Annotated in this window: 13 protein-coding genes; 11 read left to right on the top strand and 2 right to left on the bottom strand. The window is 56.7% G+C overall.

Annotated features, from left to right (window positions below; translation table 11 throughout):
• Window positions 1-86 precede the first annotated feature (86 nt).
• The 7 genes from cobU (at window position 87) to Q7F16_RS15835 (ending at window position 9,253) form a co-directional block, all read left to right on the top strand.
• A complete protein-coding gene (gene cobU / locus Q7F16_RS15865) occupies window positions 87-608 on the top strand; it encodes a bifunctional adenosylcobinamide kinase/adenosylcobinamide-phosphate guanylyltransferase (protein ID WP_014339735.1) in 522 nt (173 codons plus the stop codon).
• Complete coding sequence (gene cobT, locus Q7F16_RS15860; protein ID WP_014339734.1) at window positions 605-1,660, top strand: nicotinate-nucleotide--dimethylbenzimidazole phosphoribosyltransferase; 1,056 nt, start codon at window positions 605-607, stop codon at window positions 1,658-1,660. Before cobU ends, cobT begins: the two co-directional genes overlap by 4 nt.
• Complete coding sequence (cobC, locus tag Q7F16_RS15855; RefSeq protein ID WP_046062508.1) at window positions 1,657-2,232, top strand: alpha-ribazole phosphatase family protein; 576 nt, start codon at window positions 1,657-1,659, stop codon at window positions 2,230-2,232. The genes cobT and cobC overlap by 4 nt, the downstream gene beginning before the upstream one ends.
• A 2-nt stretch (window positions 2,233-2,234) precedes the next feature.
• A complete protein-coding gene (locus Q7F16_RS15850; RefSeq protein WP_409557024.1) occupies window positions 2,235-2,966 on the top strand; it encodes an adenosylcobinamide-GDP ribazoletransferase in 732 nt (243 codons plus the stop codon).
• A gap of 203 nt (window positions 2,967-3,169) precedes the next feature.
• The gene (locus tag Q7F16_RS15845) at window positions 3,170-5,206 is read left to right on the top strand and encodes a hypothetical protein (protein WP_409557025.1); all 2,037 of its coding nucleotides are present in this window, start codon (window positions 3,170-3,172) and stop codon (window positions 5,204-5,206) included.
• Between the two features lie 244 nt (window positions 5,207-5,450).
• Window positions 5,451-7,664 carry an autotransporter outer membrane beta-barrel domain-containing protein gene (locus Q7F16_RS15840; protein WP_409557026.1) on the top strand — a complete coding sequence of 738 codons (2,214 nt, stop codon included), beginning with the start codon at window positions 5,451-5,453 and terminating at the stop codon, window positions 7,662-7,664.
• 128 nt (window positions 7,665-7,792) lie between these two features.
• Window positions 7,793-9,253 (top strand): hypothetical protein, encoded by a 1,461-nt coding sequence (locus Q7F16_RS15835; RefSeq protein WP_046062679.1) that lies wholly within the window; start codon window positions 7,793-7,795, stop codon window positions 9,251-9,253.
• A gap of 285 nt (window positions 9,254-9,538) precedes the next feature.
• On the opposite strand, the gene Q7F16_RS15830 is transcribed toward Q7F16_RS15835, so the two are convergent.
• Both Q7F16_RS15830 and Q7F16_RS15825 read right to left on the bottom strand, forming a co-directional pair.
• Window positions 9,539-14,506 (bottom strand): RHS repeat domain-containing protein, encoded by a 4,968-nt coding sequence (locus Q7F16_RS15830; protein ID WP_409557027.1) that lies wholly within the window; start codon window positions 14,504-14,506, stop codon window positions 9,539-9,541.
• Between the two features lie 24 nt (window positions 14,507-14,530).
• On the bottom strand, window positions 14,531-15,001 hold the full coding sequence (locus Q7F16_RS15825) for a hypothetical protein (protein WP_409557028.1): 471 nt from the start codon (window positions 14,999-15,001) through the stop codon (window positions 14,531-14,533).
• A gap of 206 nt (window positions 15,002-15,207) precedes the next feature.
• Between Q7F16_RS15825 and Q7F16_RS15820 the strand changes: the two genes are divergently transcribed.
• From Q7F16_RS15820 to Q7F16_RS15805, 4 genes are read left to right on the top strand one after another with little or no spacing between them, the layout of a single operon-like run.
• Window positions 15,208-17,025: a hypothetical protein gene (locus Q7F16_RS15820; RefSeq protein ID WP_409557029.1), complete on the top strand. Its 1,818-nt coding sequence runs from the start codon at window positions 15,208-15,210 to the stop codon at window positions 17,023-17,025.
• Between the two features lie 57 nt (window positions 17,026-17,082).
• A complete protein-coding gene (locus Q7F16_RS15815) occupies window positions 17,083-19,545 on the top strand; it encodes a hypothetical protein (protein ID WP_409557030.1) in 2,463 nt (820 codons plus the stop codon).
• 7 nt (window positions 19,546-19,552) lie between these two features.
• The gene (locus tag Q7F16_RS15810) at window positions 19,553-22,072 is read left to right on the top strand and encodes a hypothetical protein (protein WP_409557031.1); all 2,520 of its coding nucleotides are present in this window, start codon (window positions 19,553-19,555) and stop codon (window positions 22,070-22,072) included.
• Window positions 22,062-24,884 carry a hypothetical protein gene (locus tag Q7F16_RS15805; RefSeq protein WP_409557032.1) on the top strand — a complete coding sequence of 941 codons (2,823 nt, stop codon included), beginning with the start codon at window positions 22,062-22,064 and terminating at the stop codon, window positions 24,882-24,884. The genes Q7F16_RS15810 and Q7F16_RS15805 overlap by 11 nt, the downstream gene beginning before the upstream one ends.
• The last annotated feature ends 66 nt before the right edge of the window (window positions 24,885-24,950 follow it).

The raw sequence follows: 24,950 nt of genomic DNA, 5'->3' as shown, positions 1-24,950 counted from the left end.
TTCATGTACACCCCGAATCAACTGTGGGAGCGGGCTTGCTCGCGAAGAGGCCAGTCGCCACACCGCCAAATAAAAGGTAATGACCCATGCTGCAACTGATCCTCGGCGGCGCCCGCTCCGGCAAGAGTCGCCTGGCGGAAAAACTCGCCACAGACACCCGATTGCCAGTGACCTACATCGCCACCAGCCAACCCCTGGATGGCGAGATGAACGCGCGAGTCGCGCAACACCGCGCGCGGCGCCCGACCGAATGGGCGCTGGTGGAAGAACCCCTGGCCCTGGCGCGGGTGCTGCGGGAAAACGCCGCCCCCGGGCAATGCCTGCTGGTGGATTGCCTGACCCTGTGGCTGACCAACCTGCTGATGCTCGACGACCCCGAGCCACTGAACGCCGAACGTGAAGCACTACTGGACTGCCTGGCCGCGTTGCCCGGGGAGATCATTTTTGTCAGCAACGAGACCGGCATGGGTGTCGTGCCGCTGGGCGAGCTGACTCGCCGTTACGTCGATGAAGCCGGTTGGCTGCATCAAGCCTTGGCCGAACGTTGTCAGCGCGTCGTGCTGACCGTCGCCGGCCTGCCCCTGACTCTCAAAGGTACTGCGTTATGAATCACTGCTGGTGGCTGGACCCGTGCAAGCCCGTCGATAGCCAGGCCCTGGAGCAGGCCACGGCCCGTCAGCAACAACTGACCAAACCGGCGGGTTCCCTGGGCCGGTTGGAATCGGTGGCGGTGCAACTGGCGGGCCTGCAAGGGCAGGTCAAACCGAGCCTCGACCGGCTATGGATCGCGATTTTTGCCGGTGACCATGGCGTGGTCGCCGAAGGCGTATCGGCCTATCCCCAGGAAGTCACCGGGCAGATGCTGCTCAACTTCGTCAGCGGCGGCGCGGCCATCAGCGTGCTGGCGCGGCAACTGGGCGCGTCCTTGGAAGTGGTGGACCTGGGCACCGTCACGCCTGCGCTGGACCTGCCCGGCGTACGGCACCTGAATGTCGGGCCGGGCACGGCGAATTTCGCCCAGGGCCCGGCGATGACCGTTAGCCAGGGCGAGCAGGCTTTGCACGCCGGCCGCGACAGTGTGGCGCGTGCGGTTGCGGCCGGGACGCACTTGTTCATCGGCGGCGAGATGGGCATCGGCAACACTACGGCCGCCAGCGCCCTGGCCTGCGCCTTGCTCGAATGCCCGGTGGCGCATCTGGTCGGGCCGGGTACCGGGTTGGACGCGGCGGGTGTCGGCCGCAAGGCCCAGGTGATCGAACGTGCCCTGGCGCTGCACAGCGCCCAAGGCAACGACCCGTTGCAGACCCTGTTCAACCTCGGCGGTTTTGAAATCGCCGCGTTGGTCGGTGCGTACCTGGCCTGTGCCCAGCAGGGTGTCGCGGTGCTGGTGGATGGCTTTATCTGCAGCGTCGCGGCCCTGGTGGCGGTGCGGCTCAATCCCGCGTGCCGGCCATGGTTGCTGTTCGGCCATCGCGGCGCCGAGCCGGGCCATCGTCACGTGCTGGAAACCCTCGGCGCTGAACCGCTACTGGACCTCGGCCTGCGCCTGGGCGAGGGCAGTGGTGCGGCGTTGGCGGTGCCGCTGTTGCGCCTGGCTTGTGATCTTCATGGGCAAATGGCGACGTTTGCCGAAGCGGCCGTGGCGGATCGCCCGGCATGACTTTGCGCCTGGACCTGCTGCGTCACGGTGAAACCGAGCTGGGCGGCGGCTTGCGCGGCAGCCTCGACGATGCCTTGACCGCCAGGGGCTGGGAGCAGATGCACACGGCTGTCGAGCAAGGCGGGCCCTGGGATCGCCTGGTGAGTTCGCCGTTGCAGCGTTGCGCCCGCTTTGCCGAGCAACTGGGTGCCCGACTCGGCGTGCCGGTGCAGTTGGACAAAGACCTGCAAGAGCTGCATTTCGGCGCCTGGGAAGGCCGTAGCGCAGCAGCGCTGATGGACACCGACGCCGAGGCTCTGGGCCAGTTCTGGGCCGATCCCTATGCCTTCACGCCGCCCGAGGGCGAGCCGGTGCTGGCGTTTTCCAGCCGCGTCCTGGCGGCGGTCGAACGCCTGCACGCGGCCTATGCCGGTCAGCGGGTCTTGCTGGTCAGCCATGGTGGCGTAATGCGCCTGCTGCTGGCCCAGGCCCGAGGCCTGCCTCGGGAGCAATTGCTCAATGTCGAAGTCGGCCATGGCGCACTGTTTTCTCTGTCGGTGTCGGCAGGGCCAGTGCTCAAAGAGGCGGATTGACGATGCTGCCCTTCTGGATCGCCTTGCAATTTCTCAGCAGCCTGCCGGTGCGCCTGCCCGGCATGCCCGAGCCTGAACAGCTGGGCCGTTCGCTGTTGTTCTATCCGGTGGTGGGGCTGTTGTTCGGTGTTTTGCTGTGGCTGCTCAATGCACTGCTGCTGGGCACGCCATTGCTACTGCACGCCGCGCTGTTGCTGAGCGCGTGGGTGTTGCTCAGCGGCGGCCTGCACCTCGATGGCCTGGCCGACAGCGCCGATGCCTGGCTCGGTGGTTTTGGCGATCGCGAGCGCACGCTGCTGATCATGAAAGACCCGCGCAGTGGGCCGATCGCGGTGATCACCCTGGTGTTGGTGCTGCTGCTCAAGTTCACCGCGCTGCTGGCGTTGATCGAGCAGGGACAAACGTTGGCCTTGATCGTCGTGCCGGTGCTGGGGCGTGCCGCGTTGCTCGGCCTGTTCCTGACCACGCCGTACGTGCGGGCCGGCGGCTTGGGCCAGGCCCTCGCCGATCATCTGCCCCGCCGTGCCGGTTGGCAGGTGTTGTGGGTGTGCGCGCTGGGGGCCGTGCTGGTGACGGGTTGGGTGGGCGTCGTTGCCCTGCTGGTCGCCTCGGCGGTGTTTATCGGCTTGCGCCAGATGATGCTGCGCAGGCTGGGGGGATGCACCGGGGATACCGCCGGGGCGTTGCTGGAATTGCTGGAGATGGCGGTGTTGGTGGGGGTGGTGTTGCGCTGATTTTGCCCTGATCTTGTCCCGGCGACCTGTCAACTCTGACAGTATCGCGTCATTGAAAACGCGTGCTTAATTCGCTCAAGGCCTCAGCTGCCGCGCAGAGCGATGGGAAGCGTTGTGTAGTGTCCGCTGTTATCGATCTGCCAGAAAACCTAGTGGCCGTTGGCGTCTCAATGGCTGAGCGTTGTCAATGGGAGAGCGATAGCATGGCAAATGCGGATATCAAAAAGAAGCGGCGTGAGGCGCACAGCGCTTATCTCAGGATGCGTACTGAACATCGGGCTGGGTTGGGCGATAAATTCATAATCATTGATACGGAAATAGTCGACATTGGGACGGGCCTGCTCAACGGCCCCAGTCTGAAGAACGGATTGAGGGTATCTATCCCCCTATGGGATAACCCGCCGCCTGCGAATACGCCGGAGACAATCGAAGTCCTGTTCGATCGTGGTAATGGTCGTTTTGAAGTTGTGGCCGATCATGTGTTTGTGATACCCACGGGCGAAGATGAATTTCCAGAAACTTTTCCATACCCGATGCTCATTCGTCCCGAATACCTTCCGCAAAATTCTCCGTGTCTTGTGAGGTATCGCCATCACACTTATCAGAATGAGGAAGACGATTCGCCAATAACCCCTATCGTTGTCGACCAAGTGCCACCTTATAGACACGACCCGCCAGCAGAGTTGAAGTTTGCAAGCCCCTACCTCGATGACACCAATCTGGCTCCTGGTAGCAAATTGATTGCCACGATTCCTGGTTATGATGATTGGCAAGCGACGGATCGCATCGCCGTTTATCTGGTGGACGCCGCCCACATTCCTGATGACCCGACTGGACTCACCCCGATTTACTTTGGCTATGTCCCCTCCCCAGGCATCACGGATACCCCCATCGAAATTGACGGCGACCTTGTTCGTGCGTTTGGCGATGCCGAATGCGTTTTCGTCTACGTCCTGATGGACAGGGCGACCAATCCCAGCAATCTGTCGCTTTGGCAGAAAATAAGCCTCACCTTCGGCTCGCTACCGACCAACCTGCAACCACCGCAAGTCCCCCAAGCGGACCCGGGCCCGTTGGTGGTCGAGCATGCGCAAGCGGGTGTGAGCGTCTGGATTCCTCTGTATGACGATCCCAAGAGCTATGACTACATTCGTCTGAAGTGGGGGAATACAACCTTGGACGACGACGTTCCCGTTGGCCCCAATCCATTGGACAAGATCGAGGTCCCGGTGGAGCCGACACTCCTCATGCTTCAGGAATACGGCGAAAACACCACCGGCGACAAGGCGACCAACGTCAGTTATCACGTCGTTCGTAAAGGCCGGCTATTCGGACCTGAGGACACTGATATCGACGTCAACTTCGAAGTGCCGATCCCATGGATTCCCTGGCCGTCTCCCGACTGGCCGAATCCGGTGCATCCAAGCCTGGAGGAAGGTGTAGTCACGAATTGGGATGATAGCCGGACCAACCAGTTGACACGGGCCGACAAAGACAAGGACGCGAAATTTACCTTTACCTGGTACGCCGAGGCGGTTGACGGCCATATCATCGATTTTTTCTGGAATGGCACTCGTGTCGTAGAGGCCCAGATAACCTTCGATGATACAAATCCTGAGCACGTACCTGGCCAGGATCAAACCGTCGACATCCCTTGGATCTACATCAAGGACGGCGGCAATGGCCTGAAGGTGCCGGTGCACTATCAATTGAGCGCGACAGGCATTGAGAATGATCTGGAATCCACTCCAACCGAGGTCAATGTCAACGCCATTGCGGTTGAGCTGCCGCCTGCGAGTTTCCCCACCATTGATCCAGTGACGACCCCGTACCCAGGTTGCAGGGTTCTTGATGACGATGGCGCGCTCAGGGTCGACATCCCTGACCTCACCGGAGTGCTCAAGGATGGCGACGAAATCAAGTTCGTCTTCACGCCCATGAGAGGAGAGTATCTGAGCGATCCCGAAGATCCGATCGTCGGGGCGCAGTTTGACCGGGACTACGTGCTGGGCGCTACCGGTACACCTCTCACCGGTTTCACCATTCGGGTGGAACCTTATACGACTCATATCCTGCCGCTTTATAACGAGACCGCAGCAACGGGTCGCAGGGGCCGGGCGAAGATCCAGTACTTCCATGATGACGGCTCGGAAACACTTGATTCGACACCGTTCACAACCATCACCGCCTTCCACCGACCGAACGAGCCGTGCGAGATCCCAAGGCCACCAACGCCTTGACCTTTGAGCTGGCACCCGGGCGTTTTTCGCCCGGGAGTGCAGGTCGATGCGGGTTCATAGGAAAGGCGCCTACATTGATATTTCATACGGAAGTAATAAGAAAAGTCTCACAAACACAAGGATAAATCCTACATATATCCAGGAAGCGAGTGCTTAGGATTGCCGCCTTTTGATCGTTCGGACCCAGGCAGTAAAACGCCAGGCTCGACGGTTGCCAGACAGCTTGTTTATCCAGGAGTTATCCATGCCCGTCAGCCACTCATTCTCCATCACGCCGCTTGCGCGTTTTCTCAAACTCGTGACCCTCGCGCCATTGTTGTTGCTCAGCCCGACCGGCCTGGCGCAGACACTCATCGAGAAGGGTGCGTCCAAGACCATCGACGCCACCACCACGCCCGACGATTACCTGGTGGAGACCGAAAGCAAGCTGACGGCCAATGGCGCCACGACTTACCAGATCCGTGCGTCCGGCGGGTCGACGATCAATCTGAGCGATACCCAGGTCACCGCTCAAGGCAATGCCAACGGAGTCGACTTATCCGGCAGTAACGCGACCATCGCCAACGGCAGCAAAGTTGTCAGCAGCAATACCGGGTTGCGTCTGGCAACATCAGCTACCGGTGGATCTACCGCGGTGGTCAGCGACAGCGAGATCATCGGTGGGCGAGTGGGGGTAACCCTCAGTGCCCGCAGCCAATTGATACTCGAGGCCGGTTCCACCGTGACTGGCAGCAACGCCAATGGCTTCGGCGTGCAAAGTTTCGGCGGCAGAATTTCCGCCACCGACAGCACCATCATTGGCGGACTCAATGGTGTGTACCTGTTCGCCGACCTCAACCTGTCCGCCGACAACGCGCTGATCCTGGACAATTCCCGCGTCGAAGGACTGACCGGCTCGGCCATCATCATCGACGGGCAGACCCAGACCAACACCGAGCGGGTGAACATCGAGGTCAACAACGGCTCCACCCTGGTGGGCGGCAACGGCACGCTGGTGGAAGTCGTCAATGGTTCTTCGGCGAATTTCAGGGCCGATAACAGTCATCTGGTCGGCGACATCATCGTGGAGGCCGGCAGCAGTGCCGACGTTGTCCTCGATAACTTCGCAACCCTCACCGGTCGCCTGGAAAACGTCGAGAGCCTGTCCGTCAACAACGACGCCCGCTGGATAATGGTCGGTGATGGCGAGGTCGAGAAGCTCTCCATGAACGGCGGTGGCATCCAGTTCGGCAATCCGGGCGAGTTCTACAAATTGACGGTGGGCGAGCTGTCGGGTAACGGCACCTTCTTCATGCACACCAACTTCAGCACCGGCCAGGTCGACACCTTGACGGTGACCGGGACAGCCACCGGCAATCACCTGGTGGCGCTCGACAGCAGTGGCTCGGAGCCGGGAGCCGCGGCATCCATTCCGGTGGTTCACATCGGCGGTGGCGATGCCCAGTTTTCCCTGGCGGGTGGTGAGGTGGACTTGGGGGCCTACTCCTACAACCTGATCAAGCAAGGCGACAATGATTGGTATCTGAACACTGCTTCGAAAATCATCAGCCCCGGTACCCAATCGGTGATGGCGCTGTTCAATGCCGCACCCACGGTCTGGTACGGCGAACTCAGCACCTTGCGCAGCCGCATGGGCGAAGTGCGCCGGGACCAAGGCAAGGCCGGTGGCTGGATTCGTGCCTATGGCAACAAGTTCGATGTCAGCGCCAGTTCCGGCGTGGCCTACAAGCAAACCCAGCAGGGCCTGTCGTTGGGTGCCGATGCGCCGTTGCCGGTGGGTGACGGGCAGTGGCTGGTGGGTTTGTTGGGTGGCTACAGCAAGTCCGACCTGGACCTGAGCCGCGGCACCACGGGCGAAGTCGACAGTTACTACCTAGGTGCCTACACCACCTGGCTGGATGACGACAGCGGCTACTACTTCGACGGTGTGCTCAAGTTCAACCGTTTCCAGAATGAGTCCAAGGTCCAGCTCAGCGATGGCAAGAAAACCAAGGGTAGCTACGACAGCCACGGTGTTGGTGGGTCCCTGGAGTTCGGTCGTCACATCAAGTTGGAACACGACTACTTTGTTGAACCCTATACACAGCTGTCGGGCGTGATCGTCGAGGGCAAGGACTATCGCCTGGACAACGGCTTGTCCGCCGAAGGCGACCGCACGCATTCGTTGCTGGGCAAGGTCGGTGCGACGGTAGGGCGCAACTTTGACCTGGGCGAAGGCAACGTGCTGCAGCCGTACCTGCGTGCCGCGTATGTGCACGAGTTCGCCAATAACAACGAAGTGGAAGTCAACGATAACAAGTTCAGCAATGACCTCTCGGGCTCGCGCGGTGAGTTGGGTGCGGGTGTGGCGATGACATTGACTGACAAAGTGTCGGTCCATGCCGATTTTGATTACAGCAACGGCAACAAGATCGATCAGCCGTGGGGGGCCAACGTGGGCGTGCGCTATCTCTGGTAGTTCAATGGCTTAAGTGCGGCTGGAGAAGGGGAGTGCTGCTGCGGTATGGGTTTGATGTTCTTTCATGTGACGCGGGGAATAAGGCCACGGCCGTTTATTCCTCGCTCTTTTTTACAGGAGCCATGTTCATGAATGAGTCAGGAAACACATCATCTCCCGATAACCCCAGAGAACAGCCTCCGCCCCGTGTGGATGGCCTGCTCGATAATATCCCGGGCGGTGAAATCAATCTGCTCCCGGAAGCTGCCACGCACGATGACCTGAAGGTCTGGTTTACGATATGGGAGCACTCTTTTCCAGATTTGGGTGAAGAGTCGGTTGAGCTGTTCTTTGATGGAGAATCAGTAGACCTCCGTAAATGGAATGAGCCTATCGAAGAGTCAGACCGGTATGTGACGTTGCCCAAAAGGCTACTGCGTGGCAATGACGGACGCCATCGGTTGTTCTACACGGTGGTGGCTTATAACCATGATGACCCTGATCCCTCCGCTGAGTTGGTGATTACGCTTGATACGACAGCGCCTGTTCTTGCGGTTAACAGCCAACTATTAATCGACCCGGACATTATTCAGGACGGCCTTTCCGAACAGTACCTCATCGACCATAACGGGATTATTACCGTGACGGTCCCCACTTATCTGGAGCCCGCCCCTGGCGATACGATCACGGCTAAATGGCTGAATGAAAATAATGGCCAGTACCGCGAGGTCAGCAAGTCCCTCACCCGGGATGATTACGAAGACCCCATACGGCTTGATTTCACTGAGGCGCTCATACGTGACATGGGCGATGGCATGCGCTCGATTTCCTACCACGTCGCTGACAGGGCAGGGAATCAATCCGTCGAGTCCTCCGCGGTATCGTTCCTGGTATCGGTGGTGCGCGCGCCACATTTCGTTCCCCATCCATGGATCACCCAAGCCGAAGGCAGCCCATCCGAGTATGCGGATCTGGACCCACAAAAAACGGTAGCCGGTGCAACGGCGAAAATCCCTGACGATGCCGTTTATTACGATGACGACGTTGTCCATATGCAGTTTGGGGAGCCTGAGGCGGTGGGGGCCATTTCCGTTCCCGTGCCATGGGGCACCAAACAAGTAACCATACCACCGGCCAATATCGCAGCGATGTTCGGCAAGCGTCTGCCGGTCTATTACGACCTGGTCCTGACAGACACGTCGACCAAACAGTCAGGGATATTGACGGTACAGGTCGGCTCATTGCCGGTGCACAGATTCCTCGTGCCTCAGCTTGAATCCCCTTTTTCCGACCCCGTTTCCAAAGCCAGTATTCCCACCACGGGGTTGCCTGTTCATCAGCGGGCGTGGGCATTTATCAGCGAGGTGTGCCTTGTGACCATCACGGTCTCGGGCAAGAATGCTCAACGCCAAACCGTGAGCGAAATCGTCCTGTTCCAGCATCGGGTCCGACCTGAGCAGGTCACTGAGGGAGTACATGTCAAGTTGCCCAAGCTCTTCATGTCGTCTCTTGTGGCTCATCAACGATTTACCGTTGAGACCAAAGTCAGTTTCGATGCAGGTGCAAGGTGGATTACCTTCCAGCATTTGACGCCGAACCTGCTGGAGTGAGTCTGAAGGGCATTGTGAGTGCTGCGAACCCAGTGTGAGAGTGCTTGCGGAAGCGGTGGATCAGCTTGCATTGCGGTTGGATGTGCTTGCGCCATCGCGAGCAAGCTCGCTCCCACAGGTATGCAGGGGTGGTTTTAGACATTCAGTCACCACAAATCCCCTGTGGGAGCGAACTTGCTCGCGAAAGCGGTATATGAGTTTGAAATGAGGCTGAAGGTGCTTCGTCATCGCGAGCAGCTTGATGATGTTTCTTGCAGGAAACCAGGCAACTTGGGTCGCCTGGCTTCAGCCGCCAATCTGCCTGTGCTTGTTGTAATCCTGTCCGTAGATTACACCTCCGTCAATTACGCGTCCCCGGACTCCTTGCTCCAAGTTATTTTTTTCGCGTTTCAGGGACTCCTTTATACCCGCAGCGGGAGTTTTCTCGACCTGAGATGTACCGGTCGTCGTTTGGGGATCGTTGATATTGCTACCTGATTCAACGATCGACTGCCCAGAGGGATCCGCTACGGAGGAGCTGTTGACTCTTGAGCGAGGGGGGGAATTAACAGAAACCCCGTTATTTACCGGTTTCGGATCGAATAAATTAAGGTTCGAATTATCTATCAGGCTGCTGCTTCTCCTCAATTTGGGGCTACTCGGTTTTTTACGAATAGTCTTCAGTTTCGGCCTCCGAAGTTTGATATGAAGTATAGGGTACGAGATATTCGGCTTTTTGACCGTCGGCTTCTTTAACTTCGGAAGCGAAATCAAACCGACGCCGAACACGAACCAACCCATGGTTTCATTGGCTGGCTTGTCTTGAACAAACATCCTCGCGGTGTCCACCCCCGTACTTATCGCTACCGAGCCCCAGGTCACGATATTCGCCGCGGTATTGAAGGTAGACACCACTGTTGCGGTTGTTGTGCCTACCGCCTCAGCCACGGCCGCGACAACCGGCCCTGGGTGGAGCGTCAGGATTGAGAGCACGATACCCAGGAATACGGCGAGGCCCCCCCCCACACCATAGGTGAATGCTGGGTTGTTAATAAGGCTCTGCGTTTGGTGCCCAGTCGGATCACTAAAAGCAATCGGATTACCCGCACAATACATATAGCAGTTAAGCCCACCCGACCCGAAGGGGCTCAGAGAGTCCGGGCTGTGAAAGCGCATTAGACTCGGGTTGTAGGCCCGATAACCATTGCCCAACAAATACCATCCAGTGCTTTCAACTGCCTCGCCGTTGAAGGCCAGCAAGCTCTGCAGGTTGCTGTTTTCGTCACGTTCGCCGTAGGCACCGTAAACGACACTGCGCACTGCGCTGCCCTGGTTTTCGCCGATCACCGAATGCTTGGCGTCGGTCAGCAGCAGCAGCGTTTGTTCGTTGTCACTGGGGGTTTGCTGGCCCAGGGGTTGGCCCTCATGGTAGAGGAGCTGGACATGATGATCATCGTGCCACGTGTCGGTGACCCGCGTTCCCTGGTAAAAGCGCAGGGTCTGGGTATCGCCTTGGGGCGTGACCGCCTGCAACTGATCATGGGGGTCATAGCGGTACGCGGTGAGGGACAGTCCCGCCGGAGTCTTGACCTCCACCAGGCGCCCCTGGCTGTCATAGCTCAGCCGGTGCCCCAACTCGTCGTGTTCCAGGTTTCCGTCAGCGTCGTAGTTGAAACGGGTTTCCAGGTGCTGATAGTCAGGATGGCTGTGACGAGCGTCCACCAGTTGGCAAGGATCGTCCTCGGCAAAAGTGAAGTGCGCGATGTCCAGGCGCCCATCGTTGAACACTGTGCGCGTATAAATGATGTTGTCCAGCGTATCGAACTCGAAGTATTGGCTGATGATGGCATTGCCGAAACGGTCCGTGGGCAAGTCGCTGCCCGAGCACCGATAGCGCTCGAGGCGCCCGCGCAGGTCGTAACTGTAGGTTTCCAGAAGGACGGTGGCGCCGGCTACCCGCAGGTGTCGGGTCTTTACATTGCTGTCGGCCAGGTAGGTCAGTTCAATGGAGCGCTCGGCCTCGATCGGTTGGCCTTGTGCGCCGAGCAACACCAGGGTACGCAAGGTTTCGCGCCCGACTTCGTCGAATTCCAGAGTGGTGGTCAGGGTATTGCTGCTTGTCTTGTCGGTGCTGGTGGTGCGGAACAGACGCCCGATCGCGTCGTAGTCGAAGGTGGCCCGCAACTGGCCTTGTTCAATGCTGCGCAAGCGCCCGTTGCGTGGGTCGTAGTCCATGCGGGTCTGGTGGTTGCCGATATCGGTACGGCTCAAGCGACGTCCTTTGAGCGAAGTCTTGTAACTCGTGCTGTAGGTTCTGTTGTCGACGGCATCGGTCCAGGTTTCGCCGATCAGGCGTCCGGCCTCATCATAAGAAAAGTGATATTCACCTTCGCTGTTTTTCGAGCCGTCGAGCCGGGCATCCAGCAGGTCGACTTCGAAGGTGGACTGATCGTCGGGCGCGGTGATGAGTGTCGGCTTTTCGCTCAGGCCATGCTTGTATTGATAGTTGATCTGGTTGCCGGCCGGCGTGATTCGTTGTTGCGGCTGGAAATGGCCGGCTTCGTATATCAGTTGCTCGCTCCTTGGGCCAACCGTGATACCGATCAGCCGATCCAGGCCATCGAAGCGTTGTTCGCCAACTTTGCGAGTGGGCATTTGGGTATTGCCGGGTTCCACATCGATCGAGGTGTGTAGCTCGGCTTGGCTGTGCTCGGCGTAAGTGTCATGGACGGTTGTCAGGTCGGGCAGGGTGGTACTGCGCAACCGCGCGAAAGCATCGTAGCGATAACGCGTGATCAGGCCGAGTTCGTCGACCTGCTGCGTGCAATTGCCCAGCCCATCGTACTTGAATGAGGTTTGGCTGATGCGTTGCCCGTCTACAGCGACTTGCTCGACGCTGACCGTTTTTTCGAAGCGATTGGTGATGGTCCGGGTTCGTGCGGTACCGTCGATCCATTCTTCGGTGGTAAAGGCAATCGGGTTGTTGCGTGTCCACTCCTTAACCCCGTCAGGCCGGGTGGCGCTGTCTTGTAGCCCCCACAGGTCGTAGGTATAGGACGTCGTCAAGGGAAGGTCCGTGGTTTCCAGCCAGTCGATTTCCGTTTCCTCGGTCAAAAAGCCCTTGGCGTTATATTTCGCGGTGTAGATATCGCGGTAGCTTCCGCCAGAGTGATCGAGGTCTTCCATTTCCTCGCGCACGGCCCGGCTCAGCCCGTCGAAGTGTGTGCGCACCCGGACGCCCTTGACGTCTTCCATCTGCTGGTAGGCCTGGGTCGTTATCGGGGTTTGCCCCGCATCGGCCGGGCGGATCAAACGGTAGCTGTAGCGGCGAGTGGCCGGGTAGTCGCTGTCAGGGGCCTGGGTTTCGCTCAGCACCCGATTCAGGGCGTCATAACGATAACTGTGTTGGACGCCGTTATCGGTGACCAGCAACGGTTCGCCGTTGAGCATCGAGCGCTCGTCGAGCACCGTGCGGACGGCGTTGTCGAAGTCTGTCGATGAGCGTTGTTCCGTACGTAAAGACAAGTTTGCAGGGTTCTTTTCGTAGCCGTAGTCGATGAACGACGTGGGGCCGCTGTCATGGCCCATGGTGATGGCTTGCCGAGCGCGCCGGCCGTGGGTCAGTGGGTTGGCGGGGGCATTGATATAGTTAAAGACCGTCAGTGAAAGCTGTCGCTCCGTCGGTTCGCTGGGGCCGGAGGGTGATGCGGGCAGGTCGATCAACTCATACAGGCGTTCTTGCACCACGCATAGCCAGGCTACTGTGATCGGGCTGGCGTTGAGGGGCGGTAACTCCGCGTAGCGAAACCGGGTGCGCAGGCTCGGTGCACCAGGCTCGAGGTCCGCTATCCGACCGGTATCGCTTGTCGGCGTCAGGGTCTTCTCGTTGACGTGCCGCACAAAGCCGTAGGGGTCTCTCGGGCAAAATCCCTCGACACCCTCGGCGGGATAGTAAGTGGTTCGCTCGGTAATACCGGTGGGCTCCACGCGCAATGTCTGATTGCCGTGGATGTCGTATTCATTGATTTCCGTGTCCATGCGCCAGAAGCGCGGGTCATCGCTGATCGACCATAGCGTCGATATTTTCCTTGGCAGTTGGCATTGTCGGGGCTGGTTGTCGAAGGACAGCTTACTGTCGTCATCGGCGTAATAATGGGTCCGTATGGCTTTCTGGTGGTTGCCCTGGGCAATGATTTCCTGGGTCTGCAAGTGGAAACGGTTGAACGTGCGGGTAATGCTGCGCGCCGTTTCAGTGCCTGCCATCAGGCTTTCGGTGGAGGTGTAGACATAGGGCTCAAGGACTTTGAAAAGGTTGTCCAGGCCATCGTCATCCCAGTCGATGGCGCTGCCATAGCCCAGGAAATTATGGCCATCAGCGCTGTAGCTGTACTTCACGACAATGGGGGAATTACCCCCGCCTGGGTCGGTGGTGTGGTCGGTCACCCTTGGCAGTTTGCGTTGGGTGTTGTCGCTACCGGGAAAACCATGACCCTCGTCGTTATACCGGACGGTTTCATGGGCGCCCAAAGGCGTCCAGACCTCGCCGATGCAGCGCAGGTCCTTTTCCGACCGGTATTCAAAGCGCCAGCCGGCGCCTTCCGTGGTAGGCAGTGTGATCCTGTCGACGCGATCATCCTTGAGGCTCAGAATCACCTGCGCCGAAGGTGTCCCGTTGACGATGCCCATCGCGAACGTGACGGTCTTCTCCACAGTGTCGCGGGTGACTCGCAGCAGTGCTCCGGTACTGTCTCGAATGGCGCTGAGCATGGGTTTGCCATAGGCGGAGATGTACTCAAGGGTGACCTCATGCCCTTGCGGGGAGTACATTTTTACCGGCACGGCCACTTGAGGTGTGGCCCCCTTCGATTCCAGTATTTCTACAAGTCCTGATTTGTGCACGACCTTGAATTGGTTGGCGGGCAGGGTAAACAACTGGAAGTCTTCTATTTTCTGCTCTTTCATCCGCAAACGATTGGCGAATCCGGGGTACGGCCCCGTGACTTTGAATGTTTCTCCTGAATGCAACGAGATGATTTGTGTACTGGGAACGTATTGTGTCAGGGCCAGCTCCCAGCCCACGCCAAAGCCGCCGTCGACCGTGTTGAGAGGGTTGAAGTTGAGCGACAGGGGCACTACCGGTCCGCTGAGTTCGCAGGTTTTCACTTCCGGTAAAGATAACGAAACCGTATACATGCCCGTGCGGGCATCGACCCCGGACTGCACAAAGCTGAGGAAGTTGAAGGCTGTGGAGTGGACGGCGGTGGAGGCGGCCATAAATACAGTCTCTTGGAGTTAGGTTTATTTTCCTTCTTCGACGCGCACGCAGGTAAGTCTTCCGTTGATAGGGCCATCTGATGTTCTTGTTCTGATTTTCAATATGCCGGGTACAACGAGTGTGTTGTCGGGTACGCTGTACATTGCCGCGAGGCTTATATAATCATCCGCAGGCGTAGTGGTGGGATTTTTTATGGTGCGGACCTCTATTTCCCAGCTCTTATCTCTTTCGCAATAGCCGCCTATAGAGTTGTCGAAGAAAGTGACATGAAGTGCCGAAGGTACATCGACGAAACGAACGGTGTACGCCTGATCATTTGTGCAGCCATTAAGCCTGACAAGATAATCTCCTGGAATGGCAGGAATACTGCACTCCCGTATTCCATCACCTTCACGAACTTTAATAAAACCTGCCGCGTTGCTCGTGGCGATAAAACAGCAGGACCCGATCAGGCCAAATAAAAGGACTGTGAAACTCCGTTTGAAAGTATTCATTTGATAAATCCCTTTTCTCGCCACCAGATGTGTGAAGTGAGGCTTTCATAAACGCTAACAGAAAATTCACCGGCATAAACCTAACAGTTCTGATAGTTCCCAAGCCGTTCGTTCGGGCGTAAACGTAAAGGGACAGAAACCGGTAGCTACCCTGAGCGTTGCTGAAAACAGTCATTAAAAACTTTCAAGCATAAGGAATCTGGAACATGACGATCCGGACGCAGCCAAATCCAGTGCCGACGATTCCCGCGCTAGGGCCGGACAATGCCATCGACCTGGACAGCCTTGGTACGCAGGATCTGGAAACCTTCGTCTGTTACGACGGGATCGCCGATGCGGACATGCTCATCGTCAGCTGGTTCGGCTGCGCGGAGAATGGCGAAATCATCGACAGGCTCAACGAGGAGGTCGAGGTGCATGACGATGCACTCACCCCTGACGGTATGCCCGTGATGATCGAGAACAGCGTCTTGCAGCGGCTTCGCAACGGGACGGTTTTCTATTCGTTTCGAGTGAAAAAACCAGGAGCAGCACCCGGCGACGAATCGCTACGGTTGTTATTCCACCTCGGCAAACGTTCCGGGGCGCTGACAGCGCTGTCACTGCCCATGGTGCAGATCAGAGAGTCCCATGACCTTCACCTGGATCTGGAGACGGCAGATTCAATCATCACGCCGTGGATGATGCCTTACCAGGCGATGGCGGTTGGCGATACGGTCACCTTGCATGGCCGCCGGTTTTACCCCGACGGCAGCGAATACACCCCGGCCCTGGCTTACCCGAGGGTGATCCTGGAGGGCGAACCGGGCAACCCCCTGGGCCTGTTTCTCAATCGCTCCGATCTGCTGCGGGTCGAAGATGGATCCGTTGAGTTGTACTACGGTATCCAGTACGTCGGCACCCAGCAGGAGGTCACGTTCTCCTCTCGGCAAACCTTTGAACTCCTGGCCCCGTCTTCGGCGATGTTGCCCGCCTTGACGATCGTTGGTCACGACGGGGGCACGATCAATCCAGCCTTGTTTCCCGATGGATTGCCGCTGCGCATCGAAGGTTATCCCGGCATGAGCGTTGGTGACGAATTCCTCTGCCATGCCTCTTCGTCAGCCGCTGGCGTGGCGCCGATCATATTGCGTGCCAGGGTCGACGCATCGACCCTGGACAAAGGCTTTTTCGAACTCATGCTGGATGCCGAATGGGTCAGCGCCAGCCAGGGGGCAGGGATAGACCTTCGCTATGAATACGCTCGGGTCGGCATGGCGCTCTCGGCCACACCGTATCAGGCCAACGTGCGGGCACCTTTGAATCTGCCGATGGTCATCGTCGAGAACGCCCGGCCCGATCCGGATGACCCGGTACCGGGTGAAGGTGTATTGGATGTCCTGGGTTTGACCACGTCAGGCGTTACCATCGATATAGACCCGCAGGCCAATTATGGTCCAGATGACGAGGTCAACGTGCATTGGGAAGGTTATGGCACGGGCGGCAAGTATATTGCGTTCTCCCCTGTGACCCCAGGGGGCCGTACATACAATATACCGCCACAATATATCCCCGCGAATCTGGATAAGGCGGTTCGGGTTTATTACACCGTCATGCAGACTGGAGAGCCTGCGCCGGTGCCGTCGAAAGTGTTCATTGTTCGCGTATTGCCGATCGAAAAATCACGTTACCGGACCATTCAGTCTGCTCAAGCCCAACAGAACAATGGGACTATTTATATCAGTCGAATTATTCCGGTCGGCGAGCTGTTCACACTGCACGCCTGGCCCTATATGCGTGAGGACCAGATTGTCAATGTGGTTATTAATGGAAAGGGTAATGACGATTCGCCCGTGACGGTCTTCATTCTTGAAAATTATTCTGTCAGTCCTGAGGACGTCACGGCCCGCTTGATCGCGAAATCCATGCTGCCTTCCGCTTTTCAGTCGTTGAAACTTGGAAGTATCAGTGTGCAAGTCACCATTACTTATGAGCAGGGGGCGGAAACGCTGTATGCACCTGCCAATTTTGTATTGGCAGCTTGATCGATGGTTTAAATAGGTTGGCAAGCCACTTCGTTTCATGGGAAGAGAATAAATATCATGGCCGCGCCCCGAAGAACACTTGCACAGTATCTGCAATGGGCCGCACTCAAACCTCGTACGAGTGAATGGAGTGCGTTGGTGGCTTATGATCGGGGCCAGTGCAACCGCTTGCTGTTACAGGAATACATAGAAAAACACGACAAGCACTCGCTGATGCCCCCTATCAATGAAGCCTACCGGACAGGAGAGAGTACCTGGAGTTGGTTGCTCGACTATGTCACCGATGCGCCACGCTTGAGTTTCGAGAATAACCCTGGCGAACAGTCTGCCGAAGTCAATATGAGTGTGGCTATTGTCGGCGGGAAAAAAGTAACGCTGGATGACGTGGCTGGCCAGGCTCAAGTCAAAAAAATCAGCTCCTTCGATCCTTTGGATTTTCCGCGTCTGGAGGCCGAACGAGTGCTGCTCAAAGACGTTCAGGGCAGTGTCTCCAAGGGCGGTGAAGTGCTGCTGGACCTGGGCGATACTGATTCCCAGCGCCACCGTTGGCAAGTGACGGGGGATGGGCTGGAGCATGAGCGGTTGGTAGCGGGGGCTTTTTTCAAGCGCAAGTTCAGGGAAGCCGATCCGGTGCGGCGTACGTTTTCCCTGGGCACTTTGGCGCCGACCACCCAGGAGTTCATGAAGCCCCAGTCCTTCAAGTTGCGTACCGTTATGGAAGAGGGCGCCGCCAGGCTTGGGGCGGCGAACTACGGCGATGGCGCTATTGAAATGCGCATTGCCATGGATGACGAATTGCAGGGAGGGTTACCAGGAGAGGATTGGATATACCCCCTGCCGAGTGACCGACCTGATCTGAATGCATTGATGATGTTCGGTTCACGCTTTTTCATGCACGGCATTGTGGGTAAGGGTACGGCCAGGGTATTCAATGCCCCCGATGCCCAGTTTGACAGTCGAACGGATCATAGAGGCTTCGTCGAATGGCTTGGGATTAAGTCCGGTACCGAGGGCTATTTGGAAGTTCCACCGTTCGAAGCAGATGTTGGTGGCAGAAGGGTAACGTTCAGGAACTATAAACTTCCCATCTATATCAGCCAGGATCATCGGCTCTCCATGACACTTTATCGGGGGGCGGACGGCTCGCTGTCGCTGGGCGTTGGCATGGGGAATCAGAACAGCAGGCGCCTGATGTTATGTACGGTGAATGGTGTTTCCTTCCATTGTTTAATGGGCCTGGGCTTCAGTGGTACTTATCGATTTTCGTTCGATCGAACATCGCGCCGTCTTCAAGTGAAATTGGCGACATTCCATTCTGCCGTCGATTATTACCCTAATCCGCTGCTACCGCTGGACGTGGCTGCCTATATGTACACCCCTGAATTCAAGAACGGCTTGGGGGATCTGGTAGGCCTTGCCGTCATGCAAATATTCAATGGTCTTGAAGCGGTCGATGTCTTCACCCTCAATACCCTCTTTTTCAACGCCGAGAATGCCGTACAACTCGAGACCGTCGACCTGATAGGTGAAATGCTCCTGTTCGGCACCATCGGTCCTCGCGTGGGCACGTTTGCCATCGATCCTTTGGAAATCATGTTGAGCCATGGCCAGGCCCACCGGTTCAGGACCATACCAGAAACATTGGGGGTCAGATGGGTTGTGGAAGATCTCGAGGGTAACACCACGGGTGTCGGGCAAATGAATGCAAATAGCGGCGCTTATATCGCCCCTTCATTGGCGGAAATCCAAGGAACTTATAAACGGATCAAGGTCATAGCGACCAGCCCAGGCAACAGTAATAGCCGCCATATCAGCAGGGCGCTGGTTACGGTCGTGGCCAGGGCTATCACTCTGAATCCGTTGGTCGAGACGTGTAATTTTTCCCCGGAAACAACCGATGAAACCCGTGAGCTGTCGGCTCATGGCACAAACGGTACTTTAAGATGGCGTGTCAACGGCGACGGTCGTATTAACGAAACGGCCGATGAGCACGGAAAAAATACCTACCGCGCCCCACCGAAGCGGGTGCCAGGCGTGCCCACGTTCACGATAGATGAAGTGGTCGTTGAGAACACCGCTACCGGCCAACAACAAAGTTGTCTGATAGTGGTGAACCATCACGGGCAAATGATAGCCGTGAGCGTCGAACTTAATAACACATTACCCCATCACGCGAAGTTGATTGCCACGGTTGGCGGGCAACCGCTCACGGAGGCGTTAACGTGGAGCTGTTTACCCGCGGAGGCCGGATCAATTGATTCAACCCACGGCGTTTTTACCGCAAGCGAAGTCAACAGTAGTCAATTCGTTGTCATCACGGTGTTGATGGAGCGGGGGGGAATCAAGTTTGACGGATTCACCATTCTTCCTTTACCGCTCGCACCCTTTCCACCTAAGCCCGCGCCGGAAATTTTGCTCGAAAATACTCGGAGTGATCGCGCTTGCTGCCGTTGCACATCGTGTACGGATGGACTTGCCAATTCATCAGTTGAAAGATCGGCAAACCCTTTCATTTCATGAGAAGAGGATGAACATCATGGCCGCACCAAAAAAAACGCTCGAGCAATATCTGGAATGGGCCGCACTCAAACCTCGGACGGATGATTGGAGTGCGCTGGTGGCTTATGACCGAGACAAGTGCAACCAGTTACTGTTGCAGGAATACATCGAAAAACACGACAAGCATTCGGTGATGCCGCCAATCAGTGAATCCTACGGCTCATCGGAGTCCGTGTGGAGTTGGTTGATCGACTACGTCACCGACGCGCCACGCTTGAGTTTCGAGAACAACCCTGACCTGAACTCGGCCGAAGTCAATATGAGCATGGCCGTTGTCGGAGGTAAGGATATATCGTTGGATGACGTACTCAGCTTCCCTCAAGTCAATAGAATCAGCTCTTTCGACCCGCTGGATCATCCGACATTGGTGGCCGACAGGGTCGAACTGAAAGACATCCAGGGCACCGTCAGCGAGGATGGCGAGGTGGTGCTGGACTTGGGAGATCCTCGTTCCCAACGCTACATCTGGGAAGTGAAGGGCGACCGGATCGAGCATCAGCGCCGGATGGCCGGGGCCTTCTTCAAGCGCAAGTTCAGGGAGGCCGATCAGAAACGGCGGACGTTTACCCTGGGGACGTTGGCGACCACCACCCAGGCGTTCATGAAACCTCAGAAATTCAAACTACGCACCGTTATGGAAGAGGGCGCGGCGACGCGTGGGGCCGCGAACTTCGGCAGCGGCGCCGTTGAGGTACGTATCGCCATGGATGACGAAGTGCAGGGCGGAACACCAGGCGAGGACTGGTTGTATCCCTTGCCCAGTGATCGGCCTGATCTCGATGCAATGATGATATTTGGCAGTCACTTTTTCATGCACGGCATTATCGGCAAAGGCACGGCCCGGGCGTTTAACTCGCCGAATGCTCAGTTCGTGGGTGAGACAGATAACAAAGGCTTCACTTATAGAATAAAAGTTAAAGAAGGCACCGAAGGCTTCCTGGAAATTCCGGAGTTTCAAGTCATCGTAGGCAGCAGGTATTTGACCTTTTACGGTTATAAGCTCCCGATTTATATAAATGCTGATGACCTGCTCACCATGACGCTTTACCAGCTTGATGGTGGTGAACCCTATTTTCAAGTGGGTATGGGTGGCGAAGATGTATTTCTTCGGATGAAGTTTTATCTGAATGGGGAAAAAGAGTTTTCCATGGGCCTCGGATTTAGTGCCACCTATAATTTTTCGATCGATTCAACCTCGCGTCGGCTCCAGGTAAGAATGAAGGAGTATCAAACGTATTTGAATGTGTCCGACCTCGGGCTCGAGGAGTTCCCTGAGGATGTGCGAAATTTTATGAAGTCCGACGATTTCAAGTATCGGGTGGGTGAAAACGTCGCTAATGTGTCGATGACGCTGTTCAACGGGCTTGAGGATATCGATGTATTCGTTCTGCACACGCTGTTTTTCAACAACGAAGATGCCGTACAACTCAAGTCCTTGCACCTTACGAGGGAAATGGTTTTATTCGGCTCCATCGATCCTCGCCTGACCACGTTTTCCATCGATCCTGTAGAAGTCATGTTGACTCACGGTGGGACCTACCTTTTCAAGACAGAACCACCGGTATCCGGCGTCACATGGCGTGTCGAGGACCTTGAGGGCAACGCCTCAGGCGCCGGGCGAATGGATCCAGCGACGGGTGACTACACCGCGCCTGCATTGGCGGACATCCACGGGACTTATAAGCGGGTCAAGGTCATTGCTACCGGGCCCGGCACCGGCAATGACCGTCATATCAGCAGGGCGCTGGTCACGGTAGTGGCCAGGGCAATAACCCTGAACCCGCTGATAGAGATTTGTAATGGCTCCGAAACCGGGAAACCCGAAGAAAGTCGTAAGCTTTCGGCCCATAGCCGTGGTGGTGCCTTGAGATGGCGTGTCGAGGGCGACGGTCGTATTAACGAAACGGCTGAAAGTGGCGAAAACACCTACTACGCGCCACTGAAGCACGCGGCACCCGGCGCCTCATTTACAATAGATAAGGTCATTGTTACCGATACAACGACCCATCAAGAGCAAACAACCTTGATGGTCATCAAGCATTTTGTTGCGGCCGTTATACGTACCGATTTTGCGGGGATGCCCGCCAATCAAGTGAAGCTGATTCCCCAACTAAGCGGCGGTACTCCACCGGATCCACCGACATGGGGATGTATACCCGAAGATGCTGGGACGATTGATCCAGACACTGGGGTTTTCACCGCCAGTCAAACGACCAACAGTCAGTTCGCACTCATCACAGTGCTCATTGATTTGGGCTGGGTTCGGGCCGATGGTTTCACCATTCTTCCTTTACCGCTCGCACCACTTCCGGATAAGCCTGCACCGGAAATTCCGCAAAACCTCTCTCTTGAGGAACTGAACCGTTTGCTGGAAGACGTCTACGAACAATTTGAACAGTCCAGCCAGGACTCCGAAGCCCGTGAGAAGGCCAAGGAGCTTTTGAATCGTATCGCTTCACTCGCTGAGGACAATCAAAATGGCCAGTAACGCGCTTGTCGATATTGTTGAAAAAATGAAAGAGGGCTCGATTACCCGTGGATGGGGCGCGGTGTGTGCCTTTAGTCGTGAGCGACTTAATCGGATACTCCAACAGCAATGGCTGGAAAAATACGATGGCACCAGCTATCTGCCGGTATTCTCCGGCACCATGGACCTCAATGACTCGGGAACCGAATATGGCGTGATGACGAATGTCATGCTGGGTAAACCACTGCTGTCGTTCGAACCCGCGCGGCTGGATACTTCCAGGGCAAAGTTGACGTTAAGTATTCTGGGCGGAAACTTTAGCGTCTACGAGAAGAGCCGTGGCTTGTTGTATGAATTCGACATTAGCGAAGCTCACGGTTATACGCTGACCGTGGAACTGGATCTTTCGTTGGTGGTGGGCGTGGTCGATCGCCTGGGCAGGGTGACGCTGGATTTGTCCAAGGGGACGCGGTTTTCCTGCAATCTCGCGGGACCGGCGGCCAGCCAAGCCAAAATAGGCGCGTACTTTGATGCGCGTTTCAAGGCGTTGCCGCCGGAGCGGCAGGTTTATGTGCTGGGTATTCTCGACCTGAAAGGGCACAGTGATTTAACCCCGACGAATTTCATTGTGCTGACCCAGCGGGCGCCCGGGGCCGAAGTGACGGGTGCGAAAAACGCGGCCGATGGTGCCGTGGTGGTCATGATCAAGCTTAGGGGCAGCACCCACGGTGGGGACATTCCGTCCCCGGAACGCTTTCCGTACTTGATTCCCGATGATGGTGACTATTCGGCGACCATGGTGTTGGCTGAAGAGTATGTCGACCAATCTGATGATGAAGACAAACTGGCGCTGATCCAAAGCTTGTTGTTTCCCGGACAGAAAAATGTGTTCGTGGAACATTCCCGCCATGTTCCCAAGGATCTGGTGATATTCGGCAGCCTGGATCCCTCCAGAACGTCGCTGACCATCGAGCCAGGGGTTCACGTCATGAAGGCCGGCGGCGTACCCGTTGAATACAAGGCCTATCTGAATGGCACGGCGACGAACGTCAGCTGGAGTGTCAGGAGTCTTAATTCGAACACCTCGGCGGGTACGATCAATCCTACCACCGGGCTTTACCAGCCCGTCTCCAGCGCCGAGTTGGGCAAGGACCTGGTGCGCAATATCATCACAGCGTCCTACGTAGACCCCCAAACGCGGCTTAGTTACGAAGTACAGGCCTTGTTGCTGGTGACTACCCAGTCAATGGCTATTTCTCCGGCGGTCGTGTCACGCATCGAGGGGCACCAGACGAATACCGTGACCTTTGTCGCGACCGCGCTGAGCGGTGCGACGCTGACATGGCAGCAACCGGCCTATGGCACGTTGTCCGCAACAGGTAATACGGCGATCTATACACCGCCGTCGGCCGACAAGTTGCTCGCATTGCCCGAGTTCACCGTGGTGGACACCATTGTTGTCGGGGATGACACGGGTGAGTCGGTCGAAGCGACGGTGGTGCTGACGAGAGCGGCTCCCACGCTGGAGATAGAGCCAAACTTTTCCAGCAATGTGGGGCGCTCTGCAACCCTGTCATTGACGGAAAAGTCAGGCGCCCCCGAGCAAGTAGAGCGTACTTGGCGGGTTATCGGGGACGGGACGGTCACTGATGATGGCGTCTATACCGCCCCTGCGACCTCACGTCGACGTTACGACATTGTCAGATGCGAAATTTCAGCTTCAGGCATGCTCGTGTATGCCGGTTACAGCATCGTAAAACTGGCAGCCCACAATGCAGAACTCGGCTGGTCAGATCTCAGTCGATTTGACCTGGAGCCATTGCGCTCCAAGAAACTGTTCGCCAACGGTTATCAGCAATTGCCGCTCGAAGCGATTATCCAGACCAATGGCGCGAGGTTGACCTTTGAGGAAGAAGATTCCTTGAAAATATACTACGTCGATTCGCACCAAGAGGTTAGCGAGGTGAAGGCGCTGCAAGAAGGTTTGGAGGAAGATGATTCGCCTGTGCCTCCACCGCAGTGGGCGCAAACGCGAATTCCCAACCGTTTTAAACCGTTCCCGGGCTCTCGCGATGCAGAAGCCCCACCGGCTGACCGCGCAGAGTTGCCGAACAGGGTGAGAGTGTTCATGGTGTCTCGTAGCGCCCAACCCGACCGATTTTATGCACTATTCCTCGATGCCGAGGGGAACCCTTGGCAATCGAACATAGACCCGGGACATCCGGACGGGATTATTACGCTGGAACCCGAGCCCCAGCCGACCCCCGACATCGATAATTATAATTTGACACGTAAGCGTATATTGGGGGGCGGTGGGTCAGATCCGGACAGTGATTATGACTTCGACCATTTCATGAAGACGACGGATTACTGGACGCTGACTTATCGCCGTGATGGTCAAGTGGGGGTCAACTTCCAAATAGCGACCGTAGGCGAGATACCTGGCGAGTTGAAGTCGATTGTGCAATGGGAAAGCCCGGCCCCTAATGAAACGATGTTCAGTTATACCGGCTATGGGTATAACGACCCGTTAGTGCTGCGTGATGAAAATGTCATGCACTATGATCCCGAACTGGTCAAAAACTTGGGTATTCCAGTCAAAACCGAAATGGAACCCGGGAACTCCATGGCCGAAGGCGTGTTTCGAGTCGGGCTTTTTCGCTGTGAACACTCCGACGGCATTCGACAGGATCAGCGGGTAAAGTTACACCCGCTGAGGTTTAAAACATTGAATGTCCGCTTGACGGATGATGAAGGTAATTCGCACAAGCTTGCCATTGGTTTTAGAACCTCGGATCGCAATAGATTATATGTTGATCACCTGGGTGAGTAAAACGCAGGCCGAAGCAATCAGGTGTACCCGTTCGTGGCGATAACAGTGCCGATCGAAAGATAGATG

The sequence above is a fragment of the Pseudomonas sp. Lb2C2 genome, assembly GCF_052112205.1.
GTDB classification, from domain to species: Bacteria; Pseudomonadota; Gammaproteobacteria; order Pseudomonadales; family Pseudomonadaceae; genus Aquipseudomonas; species Aquipseudomonas kilonensis.
The sequence above is the reverse complement of the archived record's forward strand: the minus strand, read 5'-3'. Positions and strand labels throughout refer to the sequence as shown.

Bases quoted from the DNA above. Each gene is read 5' to 3' on its own strand.
- Q7F16_RS15835 (WP_046062679.1), top strand. From the start codon at position 7,793: ATGAATGAGTCAGGAAACACATCATCTCCCGATAACCCCAGAGAACAG.
- Q7F16_RS15815 (WP_409557030.1), top strand. From the start codon at position 17,083: ATGGCCGCGCCCCGAAGAACACTTGCACAGTATCTGCAATGGGCCGCA.
- cobT (WP_014339734.1), top strand. From the start codon at position 605: ATGAATCACTGCTGGTGGCTGGACCCGTGCAAGCCCGTCGATAGCCAG.
- Q7F16_RS15840 (WP_409557026.1), top strand. From the start codon at position 5,451: ATGCCCGTCAGCCACTCATTCTCCATCACGCCGCTTGCGCGTTTTCTC.
- Q7F16_RS15810 (WP_409557031.1), top strand. From the start codon at position 19,553: ATGAACATCATGGCCGCACCAAAAAAAACGCTCGAGCAATATCTGGAA.
- cobC (WP_046062508.1), top strand. From the start codon at position 1,657: ATGACTTTGCGCCTGGACCTGCTGCGTCACGGTGAAACCGAGCTGGGC.
- Q7F16_RS15830 (WP_409557027.1), bottom strand. From the start codon at position 14,506: ATGGCCGCCTCCACCGCCGTCCACTCCACAGCCTTCAACTTCCTCAGC.
- Q7F16_RS15805 (WP_409557032.1), top strand. From the start codon at position 22,062: ATGGCCAGTAACGCGCTTGTCGATATTGTTGAAAAAATGAAAGAGGGC.
- Q7F16_RS15850 (WP_409557024.1), top strand. From the start codon at position 2,235: ATGCTGCCCTTCTGGATCGCCTTGCAATTTCTCAGCAGCCTGCCGGTG.
- Q7F16_RS15820 (WP_409557029.1), top strand. From the start codon at position 15,208: ATGACGATCCGGACGCAGCCAAATCCAGTGCCGACGATTCCCGCGCTA.
- Q7F16_RS15845 (WP_409557025.1), top strand. From the start codon at position 3,170: ATGGCAAATGCGGATATCAAAAAGAAGCGGCGTGAGGCGCACAGCGCT.
- cobU (WP_014339735.1), top strand. From the start codon at position 87: ATGCTGCAACTGATCCTCGGCGGCGCCCGCTCCGGCAAGAGTCGCCTG.
- Q7F16_RS15825 (WP_409557028.1), bottom strand. From the start codon at position 15,001: ATGAATACTTTCAAACGGAGTTTCACAGTCCTTTTATTTGGCCTGATC.